Source organism: Polaromonas sp. (genome assembly GCF_049790275.1).
Classification (GTDB): domain Bacteria; phylum Pseudomonadota; class Gammaproteobacteria; order Burkholderiales; family Burkholderiaceae_C; genus Polaromonas.
In genome coordinates this window covers 1-16,768 of sequence record NZ_JBAQYR010000081.1, presented here as the reverse complement: position 1 = coordinate 16,768, position 16,768 = coordinate 1, and the positions used below count along the sequence as shown (strand labels likewise).

17 protein-coding genes and 1 pseudogene are annotated in these 16,768 nt (G+C 63.0%); 8 read left to right on the top strand and 10 right to left on the bottom strand.

Going from position 1 to position 16,768, the window contains the following annotated elements; all coding sequences use genetic code 11:
- The 3 genes and pseudogenes from WA904_RS10860 to WA904_RS10850 form a co-directional block, all read left to right on the top strand.
- Positions 1-359, top strand: a pseudogene (locus WA904_RS10860) (methyl-accepting chemotaxis protein); the annotation flags it as partial.
- Between the two features lie 66 nt (positions 360-425).
- Positions 426-674 carry a hypothetical protein gene (locus tag WA904_RS10855; protein ID WP_425197135.1) on the top strand — a complete coding sequence of 83 codons (249 nt, stop codon included), beginning with the start codon at positions 426-428 and terminating at the stop codon, positions 672-674.
- A 122-nt stretch (positions 675-796) separates the two neighbouring features.
- On the top strand, positions 797-1,165 hold the full coding sequence (locus WA904_RS10850) for a hypothetical protein (protein WP_425197134.1): 369 nt from the start codon (positions 797-799) through the stop codon (positions 1,163-1,165).
- Positions 1,166-1,247: 82 nt separating this feature from the next.
- Here WA904_RS10850 and WA904_RS10845 read toward each other — a convergent pair whose 3' ends face one another.
- Positions 1,248-2,042 carry an SDR family oxidoreductase gene (locus WA904_RS10845; protein ID WP_425197133.1) on the bottom strand — a complete coding sequence of 265 codons (795 nt, stop codon included), beginning with the start codon at positions 2,040-2,042 and terminating at the stop codon, positions 1,248-1,250.
- A 36-nt stretch (positions 2,043-2,078) separates the two neighbouring features.
- Between WA904_RS10845 and WA904_RS10840 the strand changes: the two genes are divergently transcribed.
- Entirely contained in the window at positions 2,079-2,660 is a 582-nt protein-coding gene (locus WA904_RS10840) for an SH3 domain-containing protein (RefSeq protein ID WP_425197132.1), read from the top strand.
- Between the two features lie 217 nt (positions 2,661-2,877).
- Positions 2,878-3,738 carry a M48 family metalloprotease gene (locus WA904_RS10835; RefSeq protein WP_425197131.1) on the top strand — a complete coding sequence of 287 codons (861 nt, stop codon included), beginning with the start codon at positions 2,878-2,880 and terminating at the stop codon, positions 3,736-3,738.
- Between the two features lie 140 nt (positions 3,739-3,878).
- On the opposite strand, the gene WA904_RS10830 is transcribed toward WA904_RS10835, so the two are convergent.
- From WA904_RS10830 to WA904_RS10800, 7 genes are all read right to left on the bottom strand, one after another.
- On the bottom strand, positions 3,879-4,748 hold the full coding sequence (locus WA904_RS10830; protein WP_425197137.1) for a DMT family transporter: 870 nt from the start codon (positions 4,746-4,748) through the stop codon (positions 3,879-3,881).
- A 78-nt stretch (positions 4,749-4,826) separates the two neighbouring features.
- Complete coding sequence (locus WA904_RS10825) at positions 4,827-6,437, bottom strand: gamma-glutamyltransferase family protein (protein WP_425197130.1); 1,611 nt, start codon at positions 6,435-6,437, stop codon at positions 4,827-4,829.
- A gap of 46 nt (positions 6,438-6,483) precedes the next feature.
- Positions 6,484-7,476: a Bug family tripartite tricarboxylate transporter substrate binding protein gene (locus WA904_RS10820; protein WP_425197129.1), complete on the bottom strand. Its 993-nt coding sequence runs from the start codon at positions 7,474-7,476 to the stop codon at positions 6,484-6,486.
- 112 nt (positions 7,477-7,588) lie between these two features.
- On the bottom strand, positions 7,589-9,100 hold the full coding sequence (locus tag WA904_RS10815) for a tripartite tricarboxylate transporter permease (RefSeq protein WP_425197128.1): 1,512 nt from the start codon (positions 9,098-9,100) through the stop codon (positions 7,589-7,591).
- A gap of 9 nt (positions 9,101-9,109) precedes the next feature.
- A complete protein-coding gene (locus WA904_RS10810; RefSeq protein ID WP_425197127.1) occupies positions 9,110-9,598 on the bottom strand; it encodes a tripartite tricarboxylate transporter TctB family protein in 489 nt (162 codons plus the stop codon).
- 127 nt (positions 9,599-9,725) lie between these two features.
- Positions 9,726-11,528, bottom strand: coding sequence for a GspE/PulE family protein (locus tag WA904_RS10805; protein WP_425197126.1), 1,803 nt, complete (start codon positions 11,526-11,528; stop codon positions 9,726-9,728).
- Positions 11,529-11,582: 54 nt separating this feature from the next.
- Entirely contained in the window at positions 11,583-12,356 is a 774-nt protein-coding gene (locus tag WA904_RS10800; RefSeq protein ID WP_425197136.1) for a spermidine synthase, read from the bottom strand.
- Between the two features lie 229 nt (positions 12,357-12,585).
- On the opposite strand from WA904_RS10800, the gene WA904_RS10795 reads away from it, so the two are divergent.
- Positions 12,586-13,200 carry a hypothetical protein gene (locus WA904_RS10795; RefSeq protein ID WP_425197125.1) on the top strand — a complete coding sequence of 205 codons (615 nt, stop codon included), beginning with the start codon at positions 12,586-12,588 and terminating at the stop codon, positions 13,198-13,200.
- 19 nt (positions 13,201-13,219) lie between these two features.
- Here WA904_RS10795 and WA904_RS10790 read toward each other — a convergent pair whose 3' ends face one another.
- A complete protein-coding gene (locus tag WA904_RS10790) occupies positions 13,220-13,813 on the bottom strand; it encodes a DNA-deoxyinosine glycosylase (protein WP_425197124.1) in 594 nt (197 codons plus the stop codon).
- Positions 13,807-14,655: a TatD family hydrolase gene (locus WA904_RS10785; RefSeq protein ID WP_425197123.1), complete on the bottom strand. Its 849-nt coding sequence runs from the start codon at positions 14,653-14,655 to the stop codon at positions 13,807-13,809. Before WA904_RS10785 ends, WA904_RS10790 begins: the two co-directional genes overlap by 7 nt.
- Positions 14,656-14,799: 144 nt before the next feature.
- On the opposite strand from WA904_RS10785, the gene WA904_RS10780 reads away from it, so the two are divergent.
- Complete coding sequence (locus tag WA904_RS10780; protein WP_425197122.1) at positions 14,800-15,702, top strand: S1C family serine protease; 903 nt, start codon at positions 14,800-14,802, stop codon at positions 15,700-15,702.
- Between the two features lie 10 nt (positions 15,703-15,712).
- Positions 15,713-16,723 (top strand): AAA family ATPase, encoded by a 1,011-nt coding sequence (locus WA904_RS10775; RefSeq protein ID WP_425197121.1) that lies wholly within the window; start codon positions 15,713-15,715, stop codon positions 16,721-16,723.
- Positions 16,724-16,768: the final 45 nt, after the last annotated feature.

Sequence of the window (16,768 nt, the reverse complement as noted above, 5' to 3'; positions counted from 1 at the left end):
TCAAGCGGGTGACCGACATCATGGCCGAGATCACGGCGGCCAGCCAGGAGCAGACGGCCGGGATAGAGCAGATCAACCAGGCGATCACGCAGATGGACCAGGTGACGCAGCAGAATGCGGCGCTGGTCGAAGAAGCGGCAGCGGCGGCCTCGTCATTGCAGGAGCAGGCCAGTGGGCTTTCCCAGGTGGTCAGTGTGTTCCGGCTGGACAAGGACGCCGTCCGGCGGGGAGAGACTGCTCAGCGCGGAGCAGGCCCGGTACGGCCCACGCCGCGCAAACAGCCGCAGCCACCGCCGGCCCAGCACGCCATCGCCGCGCCCAAACTGGCTACCGCTAGCGGGGAATGGGAAACGTTCTGAGCCCCGGCCCTTTCAAATTCAGAGCCGGTATCAGGCGCTCAAGCACTGCTCCTGGCGGACTCCGCTTTGCTGCTACAGATCGTGGACGGACTGCTGGCGCACGGGCAGGTGAGCAAGGAAAAAATGGCCGGCCTGCGAGACGCGCGCATCGCCAAAGAGGAACAGGAATTGCTTATGCCCTATGCCGAGCAGCTTAGTGTGTTTGCGATGCAGCACGATCTGATGCAGCGTGTGCTGACGCCTGTTCAGGCGGACCAGCCCCGGAAAACAGACCTTCCGGGTTTGGCCCTACGCGGGGTGATTTTTAGCCAATAGAAAAATAATTTCGACGCTTTGCGTCCAAATTTTTGTCTCCGGCGTAAGTATGGGCAGAACGCAATATCGCGTTCCGCTGGCCCATCTACCCATTGGTGACAACTCACAAGGAACACCTGATCATGAAAAAGCAAACACTTCTGGCGGCAACATTATTGACACTCCTGCACTTTGGTGTGCAGGCACAGCCCGTTGTGAAGGATGGCGCATTGGCCGATGCAGCCGGGCGCAGTGTCTACACCTTTGACAAGGACGCTCCCAACAAAAGCAACTGCTCCGGCGGCTGCCTGGCAGCATGGCCGGCATTTGTGGCCAAGCCTGGTGCCGCGGCGGCCGGTAACTTCGGCCTGATCGACGCTGCGGGCGGCAAGCAGTGGACGGTGAATGGAAAACCCCTGTACTACTTCGCCGGAGATGCCAAGCCAGGAGATCGCAATGGCGACGGCAATGGCGGCGTCTGGCACATCGTGTCACCCGCTGCAGCGAAGTAATACTTGCTCAAGCAACCGGGCAACGACGCCCGGTTGCGGCATGCTGACTGCCTGAGCTGCCAGCGAATGGGCAATTCCCGCTCTAATAAGTGCCAGAAAACGCACCGCCGTCGGCCAGTACGTTCTGGCCGGTCATGTAGCCCGCATGCACGCTGCACAGGAACGCGCAGATCGCGCCGAACTCTTCGGGTGATCCGAAGCGCTGTGCTGGAATGGTTTTGCGGCGTGCGTCCAGCACGGCTTCCAGCGGCTGCCCGGTTTTTTCCGCTGCGCCCTTCATGGTGCCCTTGAGCCGGTCGGTGTCAAAAGCGCCGGGCAGCAGGTTGTTGATGGTGACGCCCTGCGCCGCCAGTTTGCTGCGCGCCACGCCGGCGACAAAACCAGTCAGGCCGCTGCGCGCGCCGTTGGAAAGGCCCAGGATGTCGATAGGTGCCTTCACCGCACTGGAGGTGATGTTGACGATGCGCCCAAAGCCGCGCGCAGCCATGCCGTCCACCGTGGCCTTGATCAGCTCGATGGGTGTCAGCATGTTGGCATCGACTGCCTTGATCCACGCATCACGGTCCCAGTCGCGGAAGTCGCCGGGGGGCGGCCCGCCGGCATTGGTCACCACGATGTCGAAATCCCTGCGCACCGCAAAAACCGCAGCACGGCCCGCAGTGGTGGTGATGTCTGCTGCAACAAATAGCACCTCAGCCCCCGCCGGGCGGGCGCTATCAGCTATTAAATTTGTAGCGGCCGTCTGCAGCGCCTCGGCGCCGCGCGCGACGATCAGCACGTTCGCCCCCTCGCGCACCAGTGCCTGTGCACAGCCCAGGCCCAAGCCCTTGCTTGCGCCACATACCAATGCCCATTTGCCTGCAATACCTAAATCCATAATAATTTCCACTTAATCGTTGGGAGGTGATGGGCCATGATACTGAGTAAATTCAACCGTTTTGCCTGGCTGGGTTCTTGTGCCCTGCTGCTGGGCAGCACCTGGGTCCATGCACAGAACGAGTCAGTGCTGCTCAAGCGCGCGGCCGAGCTGCGCGAAGCACCCGGTGAAAGCTCACGCAGCGTGGCCGCCTTGGCAGCACGCACGCCTGTCACCCGCTCGGGGACGCGCCAGGGCGCCTGGATCCAGGTGCGCACCGCCGAGGGCACCAGCGGCTGGGTCCACATGTTCGATGTGGCTTCGGCCAACAGCGCAGCAGCGCCCAGCGCCGGCGCCAATGCATTGCGCGGGTTGACCAGCTTCTTCAACAAGGGCAGCGCCCAGGGCGGGGCCACCACAGCGACCTCCACGGTCGGTATCCGCGGGCTGGGCGCCGAAGACCTGGCGCGCTCGCAGCCTGACATGGCTGCCGTGGCACAGGCTGACACGATGCGGCTGGATGCCGATCAGGCGCGTCAATTCGGTGCCGGCGCCGCGCTGTCCAGCCGGGCGGTAGACGCCCTGCCCGAACCGGCTCCCGTGCAAACCACCAGCCCCGCCACCAACCACAACAACTGACAAGCCAGGAGCCGCGACCACGAAAACGCAACACACGCGCGTACGCACAGCCTGGCTGCTGCCGCTGGCCCTTGCCGGCGTTCTGGCTGGCACACCGGCGCACAGCCAGGACGCCGGCAAGGCACTCAACCTGCTCGGCTCCTTCCTGCGCCAGGCGGCCCCCGCAGAAGCACCGGCCCAGCCGCAACCGGCCTCGCCCGGGGGCGTGCTGGGGAACATGCTGGGCGCCAGCCTGGCGCCGGCCGGCAGCGGCCAAGCGTCTCGCGGCGCTGACCTGATCGGCCTGCTGTCGCAGTCACTCGAGCAGATCGACGAGCCGAAAGAAATTGAAATTGGCCGACAGCTCGCCGCGGTGCTGCTGGGCAGCAAGCCCCTGCATCCCGACATGGCGCTGCAGCGCTATGTCAACCAGCTGGGTCGCTGGATCAGCCTGCAATCCTCACGGCCGCAGCTGCCCTGGACCTTTGCGGTGCTGGACGATCCCGGCTTCAACGCCTTCGCTGCACCCGGCGGGTATGTGTTCGTGACCAAAGGGCTGCTGGAACGCGTTGCAGACGAAGCAGAACTCGCCGGCATCCTGGCGCATGAGATCACCCACGTCACGGCCAAACACCACCTGCAAGCCATCGCCAAAACAGCCAGGGCCGGCCTGCTGACCCGCGTGATCGGTTCACAGGTCAAGGGCGAACTGGCCGGTGCAGTGTCGGCCCAGTTTCTCAGCCTCGGGCGCGACCTGTATTCGCGCGGGCTGGACCAGACGGATGAATTCGATGCAGACCGCAGCGGCGTGGCGCTGGCCGCACGTGCCGGCTTTGACCCCTACGGACTGGTGGCCGTGCTGCAGCAGCTGCGCACCGCCACGCCCGACAACCCGCTGTTTGCACTCTCCCTGAGCACCCACCCGCCCGCGCAGCAGCGGCTGGATCTGCTGGAACAGGCCATGGGCAACCGGCTGGACAACTTCGCCGGCCAGCCGCCTGTCACGATCACGCAGCGCATGGAAAGCCTGTCGGCCAGTCGCAGCGCCAGCGCCGCGCCCGCCGGCCCTGCACCCAGGCGCGCACCGGTCAAGAAATAGCCAATCTGCCGCTGCGAGCGCATCGGGGCTCTTCTTAATACAAGCAGGGGCCGCGGAACCGGCTTCGCGGGGCCGCAGGCGCAGCGCCCCCCCCCCGAGGGGGGGCAGGGAGCTACACGAAGTGAGCGACCGTGGGGGCTCTACTTGCCCCGGCTGAATACGAAGATGCCGGCAATCACCAGCACCGTGCCGGCCGCCACCCAGGCGGTGAACGGTTCCCCGAGAATCAGCACGCCCATCAGGATGGTGGACATCGGGCCGACCATGCCGGTCTGCGCAGCCAGGCCGGCACCTATGCGCTCGATGGCCATCATCACCATCAACACCGGCGCGGCCGTGCACAGCGTGGCGTTGAGCACCGACAGCCAGATCACCTCAGGCGCAACAGCCGCGGCGCCCAGCGGCCTGAGCAGCAGGAACTGCAAAATGCAGCACAGGCAGGCCACCGTGGTGGCCAGCCCCACCAGCCGCAATGCACCCAGCCGCTTGACCATTTCGCCGCTGTAGACCAGGTACAGCGCATAACTGACGGCACTGAGAAACACCAGCAGCGCACCCCAGGCGGCCTCCGGGCCCAGCAGGGTGATCTCGTGGCCAAAGACCAGCACCACGCCGCTGTAGCTGATCGCCATGCCGATGATTTGCCGCGCACTGATGCGCCTGCGGTAAAGCACCAGCCCGAGCAGCAAGACCAGCGTGGGATTGAGGTAGAGGATCAGCCGCTCCAGTGAAGCGGTGATGTAGGCGAGCCCGGCAAAGTCCAGAAAACTCGCGAGGTAATAACCAGTGAACCCCAGCCAGAGCACACCCAGCCAGTCCTTGCGGGTCAGGGCCGCCTTGCCCCGGCTGGCCCACCAGGCCATCACCGCAAAAATCGGCAGCGCAAACAGCATGCGGTACATGATCAGGGTGACCGCATCAACGCCGTAGCGATAAGCCAGCTTGACGATGATCGCCTTGCCGCTGAATGCAATCGCGCCCAGCGTCGCGAGCAGCAGCCCGGCCGCTATGCTTTTGGAAGCCGCTTGCGCCCGCTGGCTATGGGCTGGAGAGGTTTTTTGCTCCGAACTTTGGGTCAAGGGAAGTGTTCAGAAACCGACAGCCTGACCATCGCGGCGGCTGTCGCTGGCGGCCACATAACCCTGGACCTTGGTGTCGCCCGCACGCCAGATGAACTGGCCCGCACCGAAATCCTGGTAGGAGTCGTTGATGACATCCACGCGGTGGCCGCGGTCCGCCAGGCCCTGCGCCGTCTGCGCGTTCATGGCAGCCTCGACGTTGATTTCCAGACCGGCGTTGTAGCGCCAGCGCGGCGCATCACAGGCGGCCTGTGGGTTCTGCTTGTAGTCGAGCATGCGCACCAGGGTCTGCATGTGGCCCTGCGGCTGCATGTTGGCACCCATCACGCCATAACTCATCACGGGTTGCCCGTCTTTCGTTAGGAAGGCCGGGATGATGGTGTGGAAGGGCCGCTTGCCCGGTGCCACCTGGTTGACCCCCGGCTCCAGGCTGAAGGCATGGCCGCGGTTTTGCAGGCTGATGCCGAATTCGGGCTCAACGCAGCCCGAGCCGAAACCCATGTAGTTGCTCTGGATAAAACTGACCATCATGCCGTCTTCGTCGGCCGCGGTGAGGTAAATGGTGCCGCCCTTGACCGGGTTGCCGGCACCGAAGTCCTGCGCTTTTTTCATGTTGATGAGTTTGGCACGGGAGGCGAGATAGCCGTCGTCGAGCATTTGATCGACGCTCACCGCCATCGACGATGGCTCGGCCACGTATTTGTAGACGTCGGCAAAAGCCAGCTTCATTGCCTCGATCTGCAGATGCTGCGAATCCACGCCGTCCACCGCCAGGCCGGCGACGTCAAACTTGCCCAGGATGCCCAGCGCAATCAGCGCGGCAATGCCCTGGCCATTGGGCGGAATCTCGTGCAGCGTGTAGCCGCGGTAGTCCTTGCCGATCGGTTTGACCCATTCCGGCTGGTAGGACGCAAAGTCTTTGGCTGTGAGGCTGCCGCCGTTTTGCGCCGAGAATTTTTCAATCGCCTGCGCAATTTCGCCGCCGTAAAAAGCCGCGCCCTTGCTTTGCGCGATGGCGCGCAGCGCCCTGCCTGCGGCCTTGAACTGGAACAGCTCGCCGACATTCGGTGCGCGGCCCCAGGGCAGGAAAGACTGCGCAAAACCAGGCAACGACTTCAGCTCGTCCGTCGCTGCTGCCCACTTTTGCTGCACCACAGGCGGCACCAGGTAACCGCGCTCGGCAATCTCGATCGCCGGCTCCATCAGGTCGGCAAAAGGCAGCTTGCCGAAACGCTCGCTCATGGTCACCCAGCTGGCCACCGCGCCGGGCACGCTCACGGAGTCGAGACCGCGCTTGGGCGGGGTGGCAGCAGTGGCGCCGTGTTTGCGCTTGAAATAATCGGGTGTCCAGGCCTGCGGTGCGCGGCCCGAGGCATTCAGGCCGTGCAGCTCCTTGCCGTCCCACAAGATGCAGAAAGCATCACTGCCCAGCCCGTTGCTGACCGGCTCGACAATGGTCATGGCGGCGGCGGCGGCAATCGCCGCGTCCACCGCGTTGCCGCCCTTGAGCAGCATGCGCAGGCCGGCCTGGGCGCCCAACGGATGCGAGGTGGATACCACATTGCGTGCAAACAGGGGAATGCGGGTCGAGGTGTAGGGGTTGGCGTAATTGAAGTTCATGGACGGCTTTGCAATGAGGAACGGACCTGGCGCGGGATAAACGCTGTCACTCCGTGGTGATCTTGCGCTCCGAGATGATTTTTTTCCACTTGGCATTGTCGGCCCTGACCATGGCGGCAAAAGCCTGCGGCGTGCCGCCGGTGGGTTCGGCGCCCAGCCGGGCAAACCGTTCTTTCACCTCGGCATCGGCCAGCGCCGCATTGAGCGCCTGATTCACCCTGGCCGTGAGTTCGGCGCTCAGGCCTCTGGGGCCGTACACGCCGAACCAGGTCACGGATTCGAAGCCCGGCAGGGTCTCGGACACCGTTGGTAGATCCGGGGCCAGTGCCGTGCGTTTGAGGCTGGTCACTGCCAGGGCGCGCAGTTTGCCGTCCTTGACATGCGGCATGCCGGTGACAAAGGAATCAAACAGCACATCGAGCTTGCCGCTGATCAGGTCCGGCATGGCCAGTGCCGTGCCGCGATACGGTATATGAAGAATGAAGGTGCCGGACTGCGCCTTGAAGTACTCGGTGGTCAGATGAATAATCGTGCCGTTGCCGCTGGACGCATAGTTCAGGCGCCCCGGATTTTTCCGGGCATGGGCGATGAATTCGCCCATGGTTTTCGAAGGCGAGGTGTTCGGCACCAGCACCACATTGGGCGAACTGGCGACGTAACCGACCGGCGTGAAGTCCGTTTCGGCGTTGTAGGGAATTTTCGGATTGATGGCGGGGCCGATGCTGTGCGTGCTCGAGGTCGCCAGCAGCAGCGTGTAGCCGTCCGGCGCGGCCTTGGAAGCAGCGTCGGCGCCTATGGTCCCGCCGGCACCAGGCCGGTTGTCGACCACCACGGTCTGCCCGATTTTTTCACCGAGCTTTTGCGACAGCGCCCGCGCCAGGATATCGGTGGCCCCGCCTGCCGGAAACGGCACGATCATGCGGATCGGACGCGCGGGATAGGCACCGGAAGGCGGGGTAGAAGTCTGCGCCACAGCGGGCAGCACGGCGGCACATGCGACACCGACGGCCGCCAGAAAGATAGTATGCGTACGTTTCATTGCGCCATTGTGCAACGGTTTGGCGCTGTTTTTGCCATGCCCGGGTTCCGGCTCTTTTGATAAAAAAAAAGGCACCATCAGGCGCCTTTTTTTTGAGAGGTTCACCGAGGCATCAGTCCTCAACAAAAGCTTCTTCACGTTTACTTTTCACTGCCGGCAGCAGCACGATCACCAGCAGCAGGACACCCGCCCCCAGCAGTCCGGCAGAAATCGGGCGCGTGACAAACACGCTCCAGTCGCCGCGCGACAGCAGCAGCGCGCGCCGCAGGTTTTCCTCCATCATCGGGCCCAGGATGAAACCCAGCAGCAGGGGGGCCGGCTCGGCACCCAGCTTGATGAAGAGGTAGCCGATTACACCGAAAATCGCCACCATCCAGATGTCCCAGGTGTTGTTGTTGGTGGAATAAACACCGATCGCACAGAACAGCACGATGGCGGGGAACAGGTAGCGGTAGGGGACGGTCAGCAGCTTGATCCAGATGCCGATCAGCGGCAGGTTCAGGATCACCAGCATGGCATTGCCGATCCACATGGAGGCGATCAGACCCCAGAACAGCTCCGGGTTGCTGGTCATCACCTGGGGGCCAGGCTGGATGTTGTGGATGGTCATGGCGCCGACCATCAGTGCCATCACGGCATTGGGTGGAATGCCCAGCGTCAGCAGCGGAATGAAGGATGTCTGGGCGCCCGCATTGTTGGCCGACTCGGGACCGGCCACGCCACGGATGTTGCCTTGACCGAAGGGGACTTCGCCCGGTTTCATCTTCATTTTCTTTTCCAGCGCGTACGCTGCAAATGCAGCCAGCAACGCGCCGCCGCCCGGCAAAATACCCAGCGAGGAGCCAAGCACCGTGCCGCGCAACACCGCGGGCGTCATGTCCTTGAAGTCCTGCTTGGTCGGGAACAACCCAGACACATTGGCAGTGAACACTTCGCGTTCGTGTTCGGGCTGCGACAGGTTGCTGATGATCTCGCCATAACCGAACACACCCATGGCAATGACGATAAAACCGATACCGTCGGTCAGTTCGGGGATGTCAAAGCTGAAACGTGCGACGCCGGAGTTCACGTCGGTACCGATCAGGCCCAGCAGCAGGCCCAGGACAATCATGGCCACTGCCTTGAGCAAAGAGCCAGATGCCAGCACCACCGCGCCGATCAGGCCCAGCACCATCAGCGCAAAGTACTCGGCCGGACCAAACTTGAATGCCAGCTCGGTCAGCGGCGGGGCGAATGCGGCCAGAATCAGGGTGCCGACGCTACCGGCAAAAAACGAACCAATACCGGCGGCGGCCAGCGCGGGCCCCGCTCGCCCCTTTCGGGCCATCTGGTAACCGTCGATGCAGGTCACCACCGACGAGGACTCGCCCGGCAGGTTCACCAGAATCGCGGTGGTCGAACCGCCGTACTGAGCGCCGTAATAAATACCGGCCAGCATGATCAGAGCAGACACCGGCGGCAACGCGTAAGTCGCCGGCAACAGCATGGCAATGGTCGCGATCGGGCCAATACCCGGCAACACACCAATAAGCGTACCCAGAACACAACCGGCGAACGCATACAAAAGGTTGATGGGCGTGAAAGCCACGCCAAAACCCAGCGAAAGATTTGAAATCAGGTCCATGGTTCTTCCTTAACCGGTGATAAACGACGGCCACACCGGGAACTGCAGCTTCAACGCAACAACAAAGGCAAGGTAGCTACCTATCGCCAGCACAGTCGCGAGGATCAGGATGTTCTTGAATTTCCAGCCCGGCTCCGCCATGCTCGCAATAAATGTCACGGCATAAATTGCAACGATCAGGCCGAAAGCCGGAAAACCGATACCGGGCAGGCCGGCCAGCAGCACGCCGAAGATGACATTGGCAGCAATGATGAAAAACAGTTGTTTCCAGGCCCATTTGCCGATTTTGTTGCCGCCTTCGACCTCGATCACCAGCGCGGCGAAGGTCACGGCAGCTCCGATGATGGTCAACAGAACTCCCAGCATCAGCGGGAAGTAGCCCGGCCCCATGCGCGCGCCGGTACCCACGTTGTAGTTCGTCGCACCCCATGCAAACGCCACGCCAACACCCATGAACATGAGCCCGGCAAAAAAGTCTTTTTGACTCTTGATATTCACGGTTAGTCTCCTTTGTCTAGACAAGAATGAATCGTTGGATTGTGCATGTAATAACCCCTGACAGGAATGTGGCTTTCACTTAGACGGAAGGAGGAAAATTCAGCCCTGTCCCGGCCGGGACAAGGGTTCAGGACATGGGCGGTGTAGTGGAAAGGATTTCCTCGATGGTCGTCACGCCTTCGGCCACCTTGAGGGCGCCGGCCAGCCGCAGCGGACGCATGCCGTCGGCCACGGCCTGGCGCCGCAGCGCGTCGATGCTGGGTTCCTTGGTCACCTTGTCCTTGAAGGCTTCGGTGACCGTCAGCAGTTCATACAGCCCCATCCGGCCCAGAAAGCCGGTCATGCGGCAATCAACACAGCCAGTCGGCTTGTAAGGCTGGTAGGCGCCGTTGATCTGCCAGGGCTTGACGATCTCGGTGAGCGTTTCGCGCGAACTGCCTTCGTCTTTCTCGCGGCACTGCTGGCACAGCGTGCGCACCAGACGCTGCGCCAGCACACCCAGCAACGTGGCATTGATCAGGTAGGAGGGCACACCGAGCTCCATCAGGCGGGACACGGCCGAAGGCGCGTCGTTGGTATGCAGGGTGGAAAACACCAGATGGCCGGTCAACGCGGCCTGCACCGCCATCTCCGCCGTCTGCAGGTCGCGGATTTCACCCACCATGATGATGTCCGGGTCCTGCCGCATCAGCGCACGCAGGCCTTCCGGGAAATCAAAATCAAGGTGCGCCTGCACCTGCGTCTGGTTGAAGGCCGGTTCGATCATCTCGATCGGGTCTTCAATCGTGCTGACGTTGACCTCTTCGGTGGCAATCCGCTTGAGGGTGGAATACAGCGTGGTGGTTTTGCCCGAGCCCGTCGGCCCGGTCACCAGCACGATGCCATAGGGCCGCTTGACGAGCTGCTCCCAGCGTGCGGCGTCATGCTGGGAAAACCCCAGCGCATCAAGGTCCTTGACGGTGGTGTCGGGATCAAAAATCCGCATCACCATTTTTTCGCCGAAGGCCGTCGGCAGGGTCGACAGCCGCATTTCGATCTCGTCGCCGCGCGGATTGCGCGTCTTGATGCGGCCGTCCTGCGGACGACGCTTTTCGACCACGTCCATGCGGCCCAGCAGCTTGATGCGCGCCGTCATGGCGTTGTGCACGCCCATGGGCAGCTGATAGACCGGATGCAACACGCCGTCGATGCGAAAACGGATGACACCCTGGTCGCGCCGCGGCTCCAGGTGAATGTCGCTGGCGCGCTGGTCGAAGGCGTACTGCCACAGCCAGTCCACCACCTGCACCACACCCTGGTCATTGGCGTCCAGCTGCTTGTTGGTTTTACCCAACTCCACCAGCTGTTCGAAGCTCGCGGCTCCGGCGTTGCCGCCGGCTTTCATGGCCGCCTTGACCGACTTGGCCAAGGCAAAAAACTCGGCGGTGTAGCGGGCGATTTCCAGCGGGTTGGCCACCACCAGGCGCACGCTGCGCTTGGCCTGGCGCTCAACCTCGGACACCCAGTCCGTAATAAATGGCTCGGACGTGGCCACCACCACCTCGGAAGGCGTCACCTGCACCGGCAGCACCTTGTGGCGTTCGGCATACACGGCCGACATGGTGTCAGCCACCTTGCCCACGTCCACCTTCAACGGATCGATGCGCAGATAACCCAGGTTGGCCCTGCCTGCCAGCCACTGCGCGATGGTTTCAATGTCCAGCGGCTTGCCGTCGGCCACGCGGGTCATGCTGACGCTGGCCAGGCGAATCAGGGGATGCTGGGCGCTTTGCACTTGCGAGCAGCGCGCAATCGTGCGCTGCGCCTCGGCGGCCGAGATCACGCCGTCTTCGCTGAGCCATTCCACCAGGCGACGCCAGTCCAGCGGACCGGCCGGGACGGCTCTGGCGCGAGGTTCAGGATGGTGTTTGGGAGGCACAGCTGCACGCATGCTGGCACTGTACCTGATCAAGGGCCTGCCTCAAGCCTCCAAAAAAACGACGGCTCAGCAAACGGGTTTGAAAAGCCTGAGCCATTTTTTAGCCGGCAGGCCAAAGCGCGACTCGATCACCTCGGCCTTCTGCACCAGCTCGGTGCGGTCAGGCCGAGTCGGTTCGCGTTGCGCCAGCACGACGGTGTTGCCTTCGCGCGTCGGCTTGAAAGCCCAGACCGATTCGGGTCCGAACACGTCGGCGATTTTTTCCAGCGAACGGATGTAGCTGGAGTCGCGGCCAAACAGATTGACCGTCATGAGGCCGTCTTCGCTGAGCAGTTCCCGGCAATCGGCGTAAAAGTCCGCGCTGTCGAGCACGGGCGCGGCTGCTTCATGGTCGTACAGGTCCACCTGCAGCGCATCGACCGTGCCGAGGTGTTCCGCCTTGCGGATTTCCTGCGCCGCATCGGCCATGATCACCTTCAGGCGCAGGTCGTCCTGCGGCAGCTTGAACCACAGCCGGCAGGCTGCAACCACCTGCGGGTTGAGCTCGACCGCCGTGGTTTTCATCTTCAGTTTCTTGTAGCAGAACTTGGTCAGCGCCGCCGAACCGAGGCCCAGCTGCATCGCGTGCCGCCTGGTCACGGTACCGGTCTCCACGAACAGCAGCCAGACCATCATGCGCTGGACATATTCCAGCTCGATGTCGAATGGTTTGTCCAGCAGCATCGACCCCTGCACCCACTCCGTGCCCAGGTGCAGGTAACGAACGTCCCCGTAATCGGAGAAATTCACCTCAGGCAGTTCTGCCTGTGAAAGTTTGTTGCTGGTTTCTGTGCGGGCCATCGGTTCAATCTGGATACCGGCGCAGGGCGCGACCGGGCTGGTCTGCCCGCCTGGAACAGGATGCCTGTTCTGTTCAACGGTCAACACCAAAACCTCAAAGTGTACTCACCGGCTGCAGTTGCCCGCATGACTGAAGCCGGCATGCGCCCCCCGGCTTCGGTCTTCCGGAAAAATTTGACCGTGCCGGGCAAGCTTTTCATAATGCTGCGCAATCAGGGAGAGAACAACGGTGTCCACAAAAATTCTGCTCAGCTTCGCCATGGCCAACCATGGCGCCAATTTCGCCAACTGGCTGCGTGACCGCCTGATGAAACAGTACAACCTTTACCAGGTGGACGCGGTGTACATGGACTCCGTGGTGGCCCGGTCCGGGGCAACGCGCCACGCCAGAACATTCGCACAGAACGACATCGCGCCTGAGGGGGTGGCGAGTGTGTCGCTGGACATGCGGCCGCACATGCGCTCCTCCACCGGTGCACGGCCCATCGGTGCAATGAAATCCGACTGGAACAGGATGTACAAGATCGCCATGATGGAGGCGCAAGTCATGATTTTTGTGTACACGGACGAGTACCGGGACAGCCCGTGGTGCATGAAGGAATGGGGACAGTTCCACATGGAAAACGGACGCCGGCGACTTCGCCGGCAGGCCACGCTGCGCGGCGTGTTCCTGGCGTTCAATCCGGCCGTCAACCTGGTTGGCATCCATGAGCCCCACGTGACCCGCATCAACGTTGCCAAAACGGACGGCATGCAACGCGGACTGGCCTGGGACCGCGGTGACTTTGTGCTCAATGATGCCGACTACCGCCAGATGGTCAACGCCATCGGGCCGATTGGATAACCCACCCGACCGCACACCTTTACACCAGCCCGTGCCTGGCGAAGACTTCGCGCCATGCCGCCAGCTTGCGCTCGAACGACCATGACGCATTCGCCGGACTGGTGGATGGCAATTTATAAAACTGAACCCCCACGCTTTTCACTTCGTGTAATGCGCTGCCCCCCAAGGGGGCTGTGCTTGCTTGGGGCGGCCCGGCGCGGCGCACGGCTGCTGGAACGTTCTCCAGCGCGGTGCGCACATGCCTGGCATGTTTGAAGCTCTCGCCCCCATTGTGGACAATCGCTTCCAGCCTGGGGCATTGCTGCAGGATCTGCGAAAAATCGTTCACTACCGGCTGGCGGATGCTGCTGTCCAGGCTGCCCTCGCGCTCGCAGGCGGCGTACACGTCCCAGACGCCCAGGCCCCTGTCGAGCAGCCATTCGCTACGCTTTTGATAGCTGCCTACACCCACTGGTATTGGGCTGGATGGCCAAATGGCATGAAGGATTTTCCAGAAATGATTTTGCGGGTGACCGTAGTACTGCTGCGCCTGCAGCGAAGCCACGCCTGGAAAGCTGCCCAAAATCAGCAGCCGCGTGTGGCGGGAAACAAGCGGCGCCAGCCCGGTCAGCACGCCAGCAAACCCTTGAGCGCCGGCAAGGCGGCCAGCGCGTTGGCAGTGGTTGCCACGGCGAGGTCGTGGACCGCCATCCCGCGCAGTTGCGCCACCACAGCGGCAATACGCGGCAGCTCGGCCGGCTCGTTGCGGCCCTGCGCCTGGCCCCGCTCACGCCCGGCTGCGGTGGTGTACAGCCATTGCGGCGGAATGTCCGGCGAGTCGGTTTCCATCACCAGCGCCTCCAGCGGCAACTCGGCAGCCAGGCGCCTGAGTTGCAAGGCTGGCTCGAAGGTCACGGCGCCGCCAAAGCCGAGCTTGAAGCCGAGCTTGAGGAATTCGCCGGCCTGTTGACTGCTGCCATTGAAGGCATGGCCGATGCCGCGCCAGCCGCCTTCCGGCGCCAGTTCGCGCAGGTGCTTGAGCAGTCTGTCGGCAGAACGGCGCACATGCAGGATCACCGGCAAGCCATGTTTTCGCGCCAGCAGGAGCTGCTCGCGGTAAAAATATTCCTGGCGCTCGCGCAGGGGGCTCTGCGTCAGTTCCGGCACAAAATAATCCAGCCCGATTTCGCCGACAGCCACCAGGCGCGGATCGGACTTGCGCAGTGCCAGCTCGGCGTCGAGCAGAGCCAGATCGCCGTCCTGAGCTTGCCTGACCAGCAGCGGATGAATGCCGAGGGCGTAGCTGTCGCCAAACTCGTGCGCCAGTTGACGAACGGTTGCAAAATTGAACACGCCCACCGCCGGCAGCACGCAGTGCGCCACCCCGCCGGCAGTCGCCCGCGCCCGCATGGCCACGCGGTCCGCATCAAAATCCCCGGCATCGAGGTGGCAGTGGGTGTCTATCCAGACAGGCATGCGTCCGATGATGCCTCATGCCGGTGCTGCGCAGATATCCCCACCGCAAGCCCGAATAATCTGCAGGGTTGAACAAGACGTGATACCGTGCATTTGTCAGTCCAGAAAGCCCCCCGGAAAATCTTTTTTTCACAGGTGAAACGGATGCGCAGGCCAGCCCTTTACAGCAGCTCCAGCAGCCCTCCGCGGGGGGATGCGTCCGAAGCCCAGGCGCCGACTGAACCGGCGCCACCAGGTACCCCGGTCCGAGCCCGTTTTTTCTCATTGACCAGCCCGCGCCTGCTCTGGTCAGCCCTGGCGCTCCTGGCCTTGCTGCTGGCCCTCAGCCTGTCGCTGGCGCTGCGTCCCCAGCCACGCAAGCTGACCCAGGCCGACATCAACGCGGCCGTTCTCAAGACACTGGAAACCACACAGCTGCCCTCGGCGGTTGCCAAGGCCTATGAAGCGATTCGCCCGTCGGTCGTGCGCGTCACCGGCTACGGCAAAAGCAAAAACGGCAAGGAAGAGGTGGAGTACGGTGTCGGCACCGGCGTGGTGATTGTTGACAAGGGCATCATCCTGACCAACCTGCATGTGGTGCAGGGCGCGCAAACCATCAAGGTGGTGTTTTCCGACGGGCTGGAAACCACCGCACACATCAGCGGTGCCCAGCCGGAAAACGACCTCGCCGTGCTGCAGGCGCACAAGATTCCCGACGACATGATCGCCGCCACCATGCGCTCCACCGGTGACCTCGCGCCCGGCGACCACGTGCTGGCCGTCGGTTACCCCTTCGGTATCGGGCCGTCGGCATCGGCCGGCGTGATCTCCGGCCTCAAACGCACTTTCCGCTCGCCCGAGGGCAAGCAGGACATCAACAACCTGATCCAGTTCGACGCCGCCGCCAACCCCGGCAACTCGGGCGGCCCGCTGGTCACCATGGATGGCGAGGTGGTCGGCATCGTCACCGCCATCCTGAATCCCAACCAGCAGCGCAGCTTTGTCGGTATTGCCTTTGCCGTGCCGATTGAAAACGCCGCCTCCGCCGTCGGCCTGACCCCGTTCTGAAGGACCTCCCATGCAAACACCCGCCTCTTCGCCAGATCCCCAGACCGCGCAGCTGATGGAACAGATCCTCTACGAGGTCAAGCGCGTGGTGGTCGGGCAAGACCGTTTTCTCGAACGCGTGATGGTTGCCATCCTGGCGCAGGGCCATCTGCTGGTTGAAGGCGTCCCCGGCCTGGCCAAAACGCTGACGGTCAAGACGCTGGCCAATACCATTCAGGGCCATTTCAAGCGCATCCAGTTCACGCCCGACCTGGTGCCAGCCGACCTGGTCGGCACCCGGATCTACAACCAGAAGACCGGCGACTTCGGCACCTCGCTGGGCCCGGTGTTCACCAACCTGCTGCTGGCCGACGAAATCAACCGTGCGCCGGCCAAGGTGCAAAGCGCGCTGCTGGAAGTGATGCAGGAGCGGCAGGTGACGATTGCAGGCGTTACGCACCGCGTGCCCGAACCCTTTCTGGTCATGGCAACGCAAAACCCGATCGAGACCGAAGGCACCTACCCCTTGCCCGAGGCCCAGGTGGACCGTTTCATGATGAAAGTGCTGGTGGACTACCCCACCGACGAAGAGGAGTTCGTCATCGTCCAGCGCGTGATCGGCCCCGCCGTGGCCGTGTCCAGTGTGGCCACCACCGAACAGCTGGCCGGCCTGCAGCGTGAATGCCGGCGCGTCTATGTGGACCCCTCGCTGATCCAGTATGCAGTCCGGCTGGTTTCGGCGACCCGCACGCCCGAAAAAAATGGCCTGAAAGACCTGGCCCGCTTCATCACCTTCGGTGCCAGCCCCCGCGCCACCATCAACCTCACCGAAGGTGCCCGCGCACTGGCCATGCTGCGCGGCCGCAGCTATGCGTTGCCGGAAGACATGACCGACCTGGTGCCGGACGTCTTGCGGCACCGGCTGGTGCTGTCCTACGAAGCACTGTCCGAAGGCCTGAGCCCGGACACCGTCATTGCCAGAATCATGGCCAAGGTACCGGCGCCTGCGCGGCCACTTGAACACGACAAGCTCGCGGCCTAGGTATGTTGCCCCCACGGTCGCTCACTGCGTGTAGCTCCCTGCCCC

Excerpts from the sequence above, each read along its gene's own strand:
- WA904_RS10850 (WP_425197134.1), top strand. The coding sequence starts at position 797 with ATGAAAAAGCAAACACTTCTGGCGGCAACATTATTGACACTCCTGCAC.
- WA904_RS10845 (WP_425197133.1), bottom strand. The coding sequence starts at position 2,042 with ATGGATTTAGGTATTGCAGGCAAATGGGCATTGGTATGTGGCGCAAGC.
- WA904_RS10840 (WP_425197132.1), top strand. The coding sequence starts at position 2,079 with ATGATACTGAGTAAATTCAACCGTTTTGCCTGGCTGGGTTCTTGTGCC.
- WA904_RS10835 (WP_425197131.1), top strand. The coding sequence starts at position 2,878 with ATGCTGGGCGCCAGCCTGGCGCCGGCCGGCAGCGGCCAAGCGTCTCGC.
- WA904_RS10825 (WP_425197130.1), bottom strand. The coding sequence starts at position 6,437 with ATGAACTTCAATTACGCCAACCCCTACACCTCGACCCGCATTCCCCTG.
- WA904_RS10820 (WP_425197129.1), bottom strand. The coding sequence starts at position 7,476 with ATGAAACGTACGCATACTATCTTTCTGGCGGCCGTCGGTGTCGCATGT.
- WA904_RS10815 (WP_425197128.1), bottom strand. The coding sequence starts at position 9,100 with ATGGACCTGATTTCAAATCTTTCGCTGGGTTTTGGCGTGGCTTTCACG.
- WA904_RS10805 (WP_425197126.1), bottom strand. The coding sequence starts at position 11,528 with ATGCGTGCAGCTGTGCCTCCCAAACACCATCCTGAACCTCGCGCCAGA.
- WA904_RS10800 (WP_425197136.1), bottom strand. The coding sequence starts at position 12,356 with ATGGCCCGCACAGAAACCAGCAACAAACTTTCACAGGCAGAACTGCCT.
- WA904_RS10785 (WP_425197123.1), bottom strand. The coding sequence starts at position 14,655 with ATGCCTGTCTGGATAGACACCCACTGCCACCTCGATGCCGGGGATTTT.
- WA904_RS10780 (WP_425197122.1), top strand. The coding sequence starts at position 14,800 with ATGCGCAGGCCAGCCCTTTACAGCAGCTCCAGCAGCCCTCCGCGGGGG.
- WA904_RS10775 (WP_425197121.1), top strand. The coding sequence starts at position 15,713 with ATGCAAACACCCGCCTCTTCGCCAGATCCCCAGACCGCGCAGCTGATG.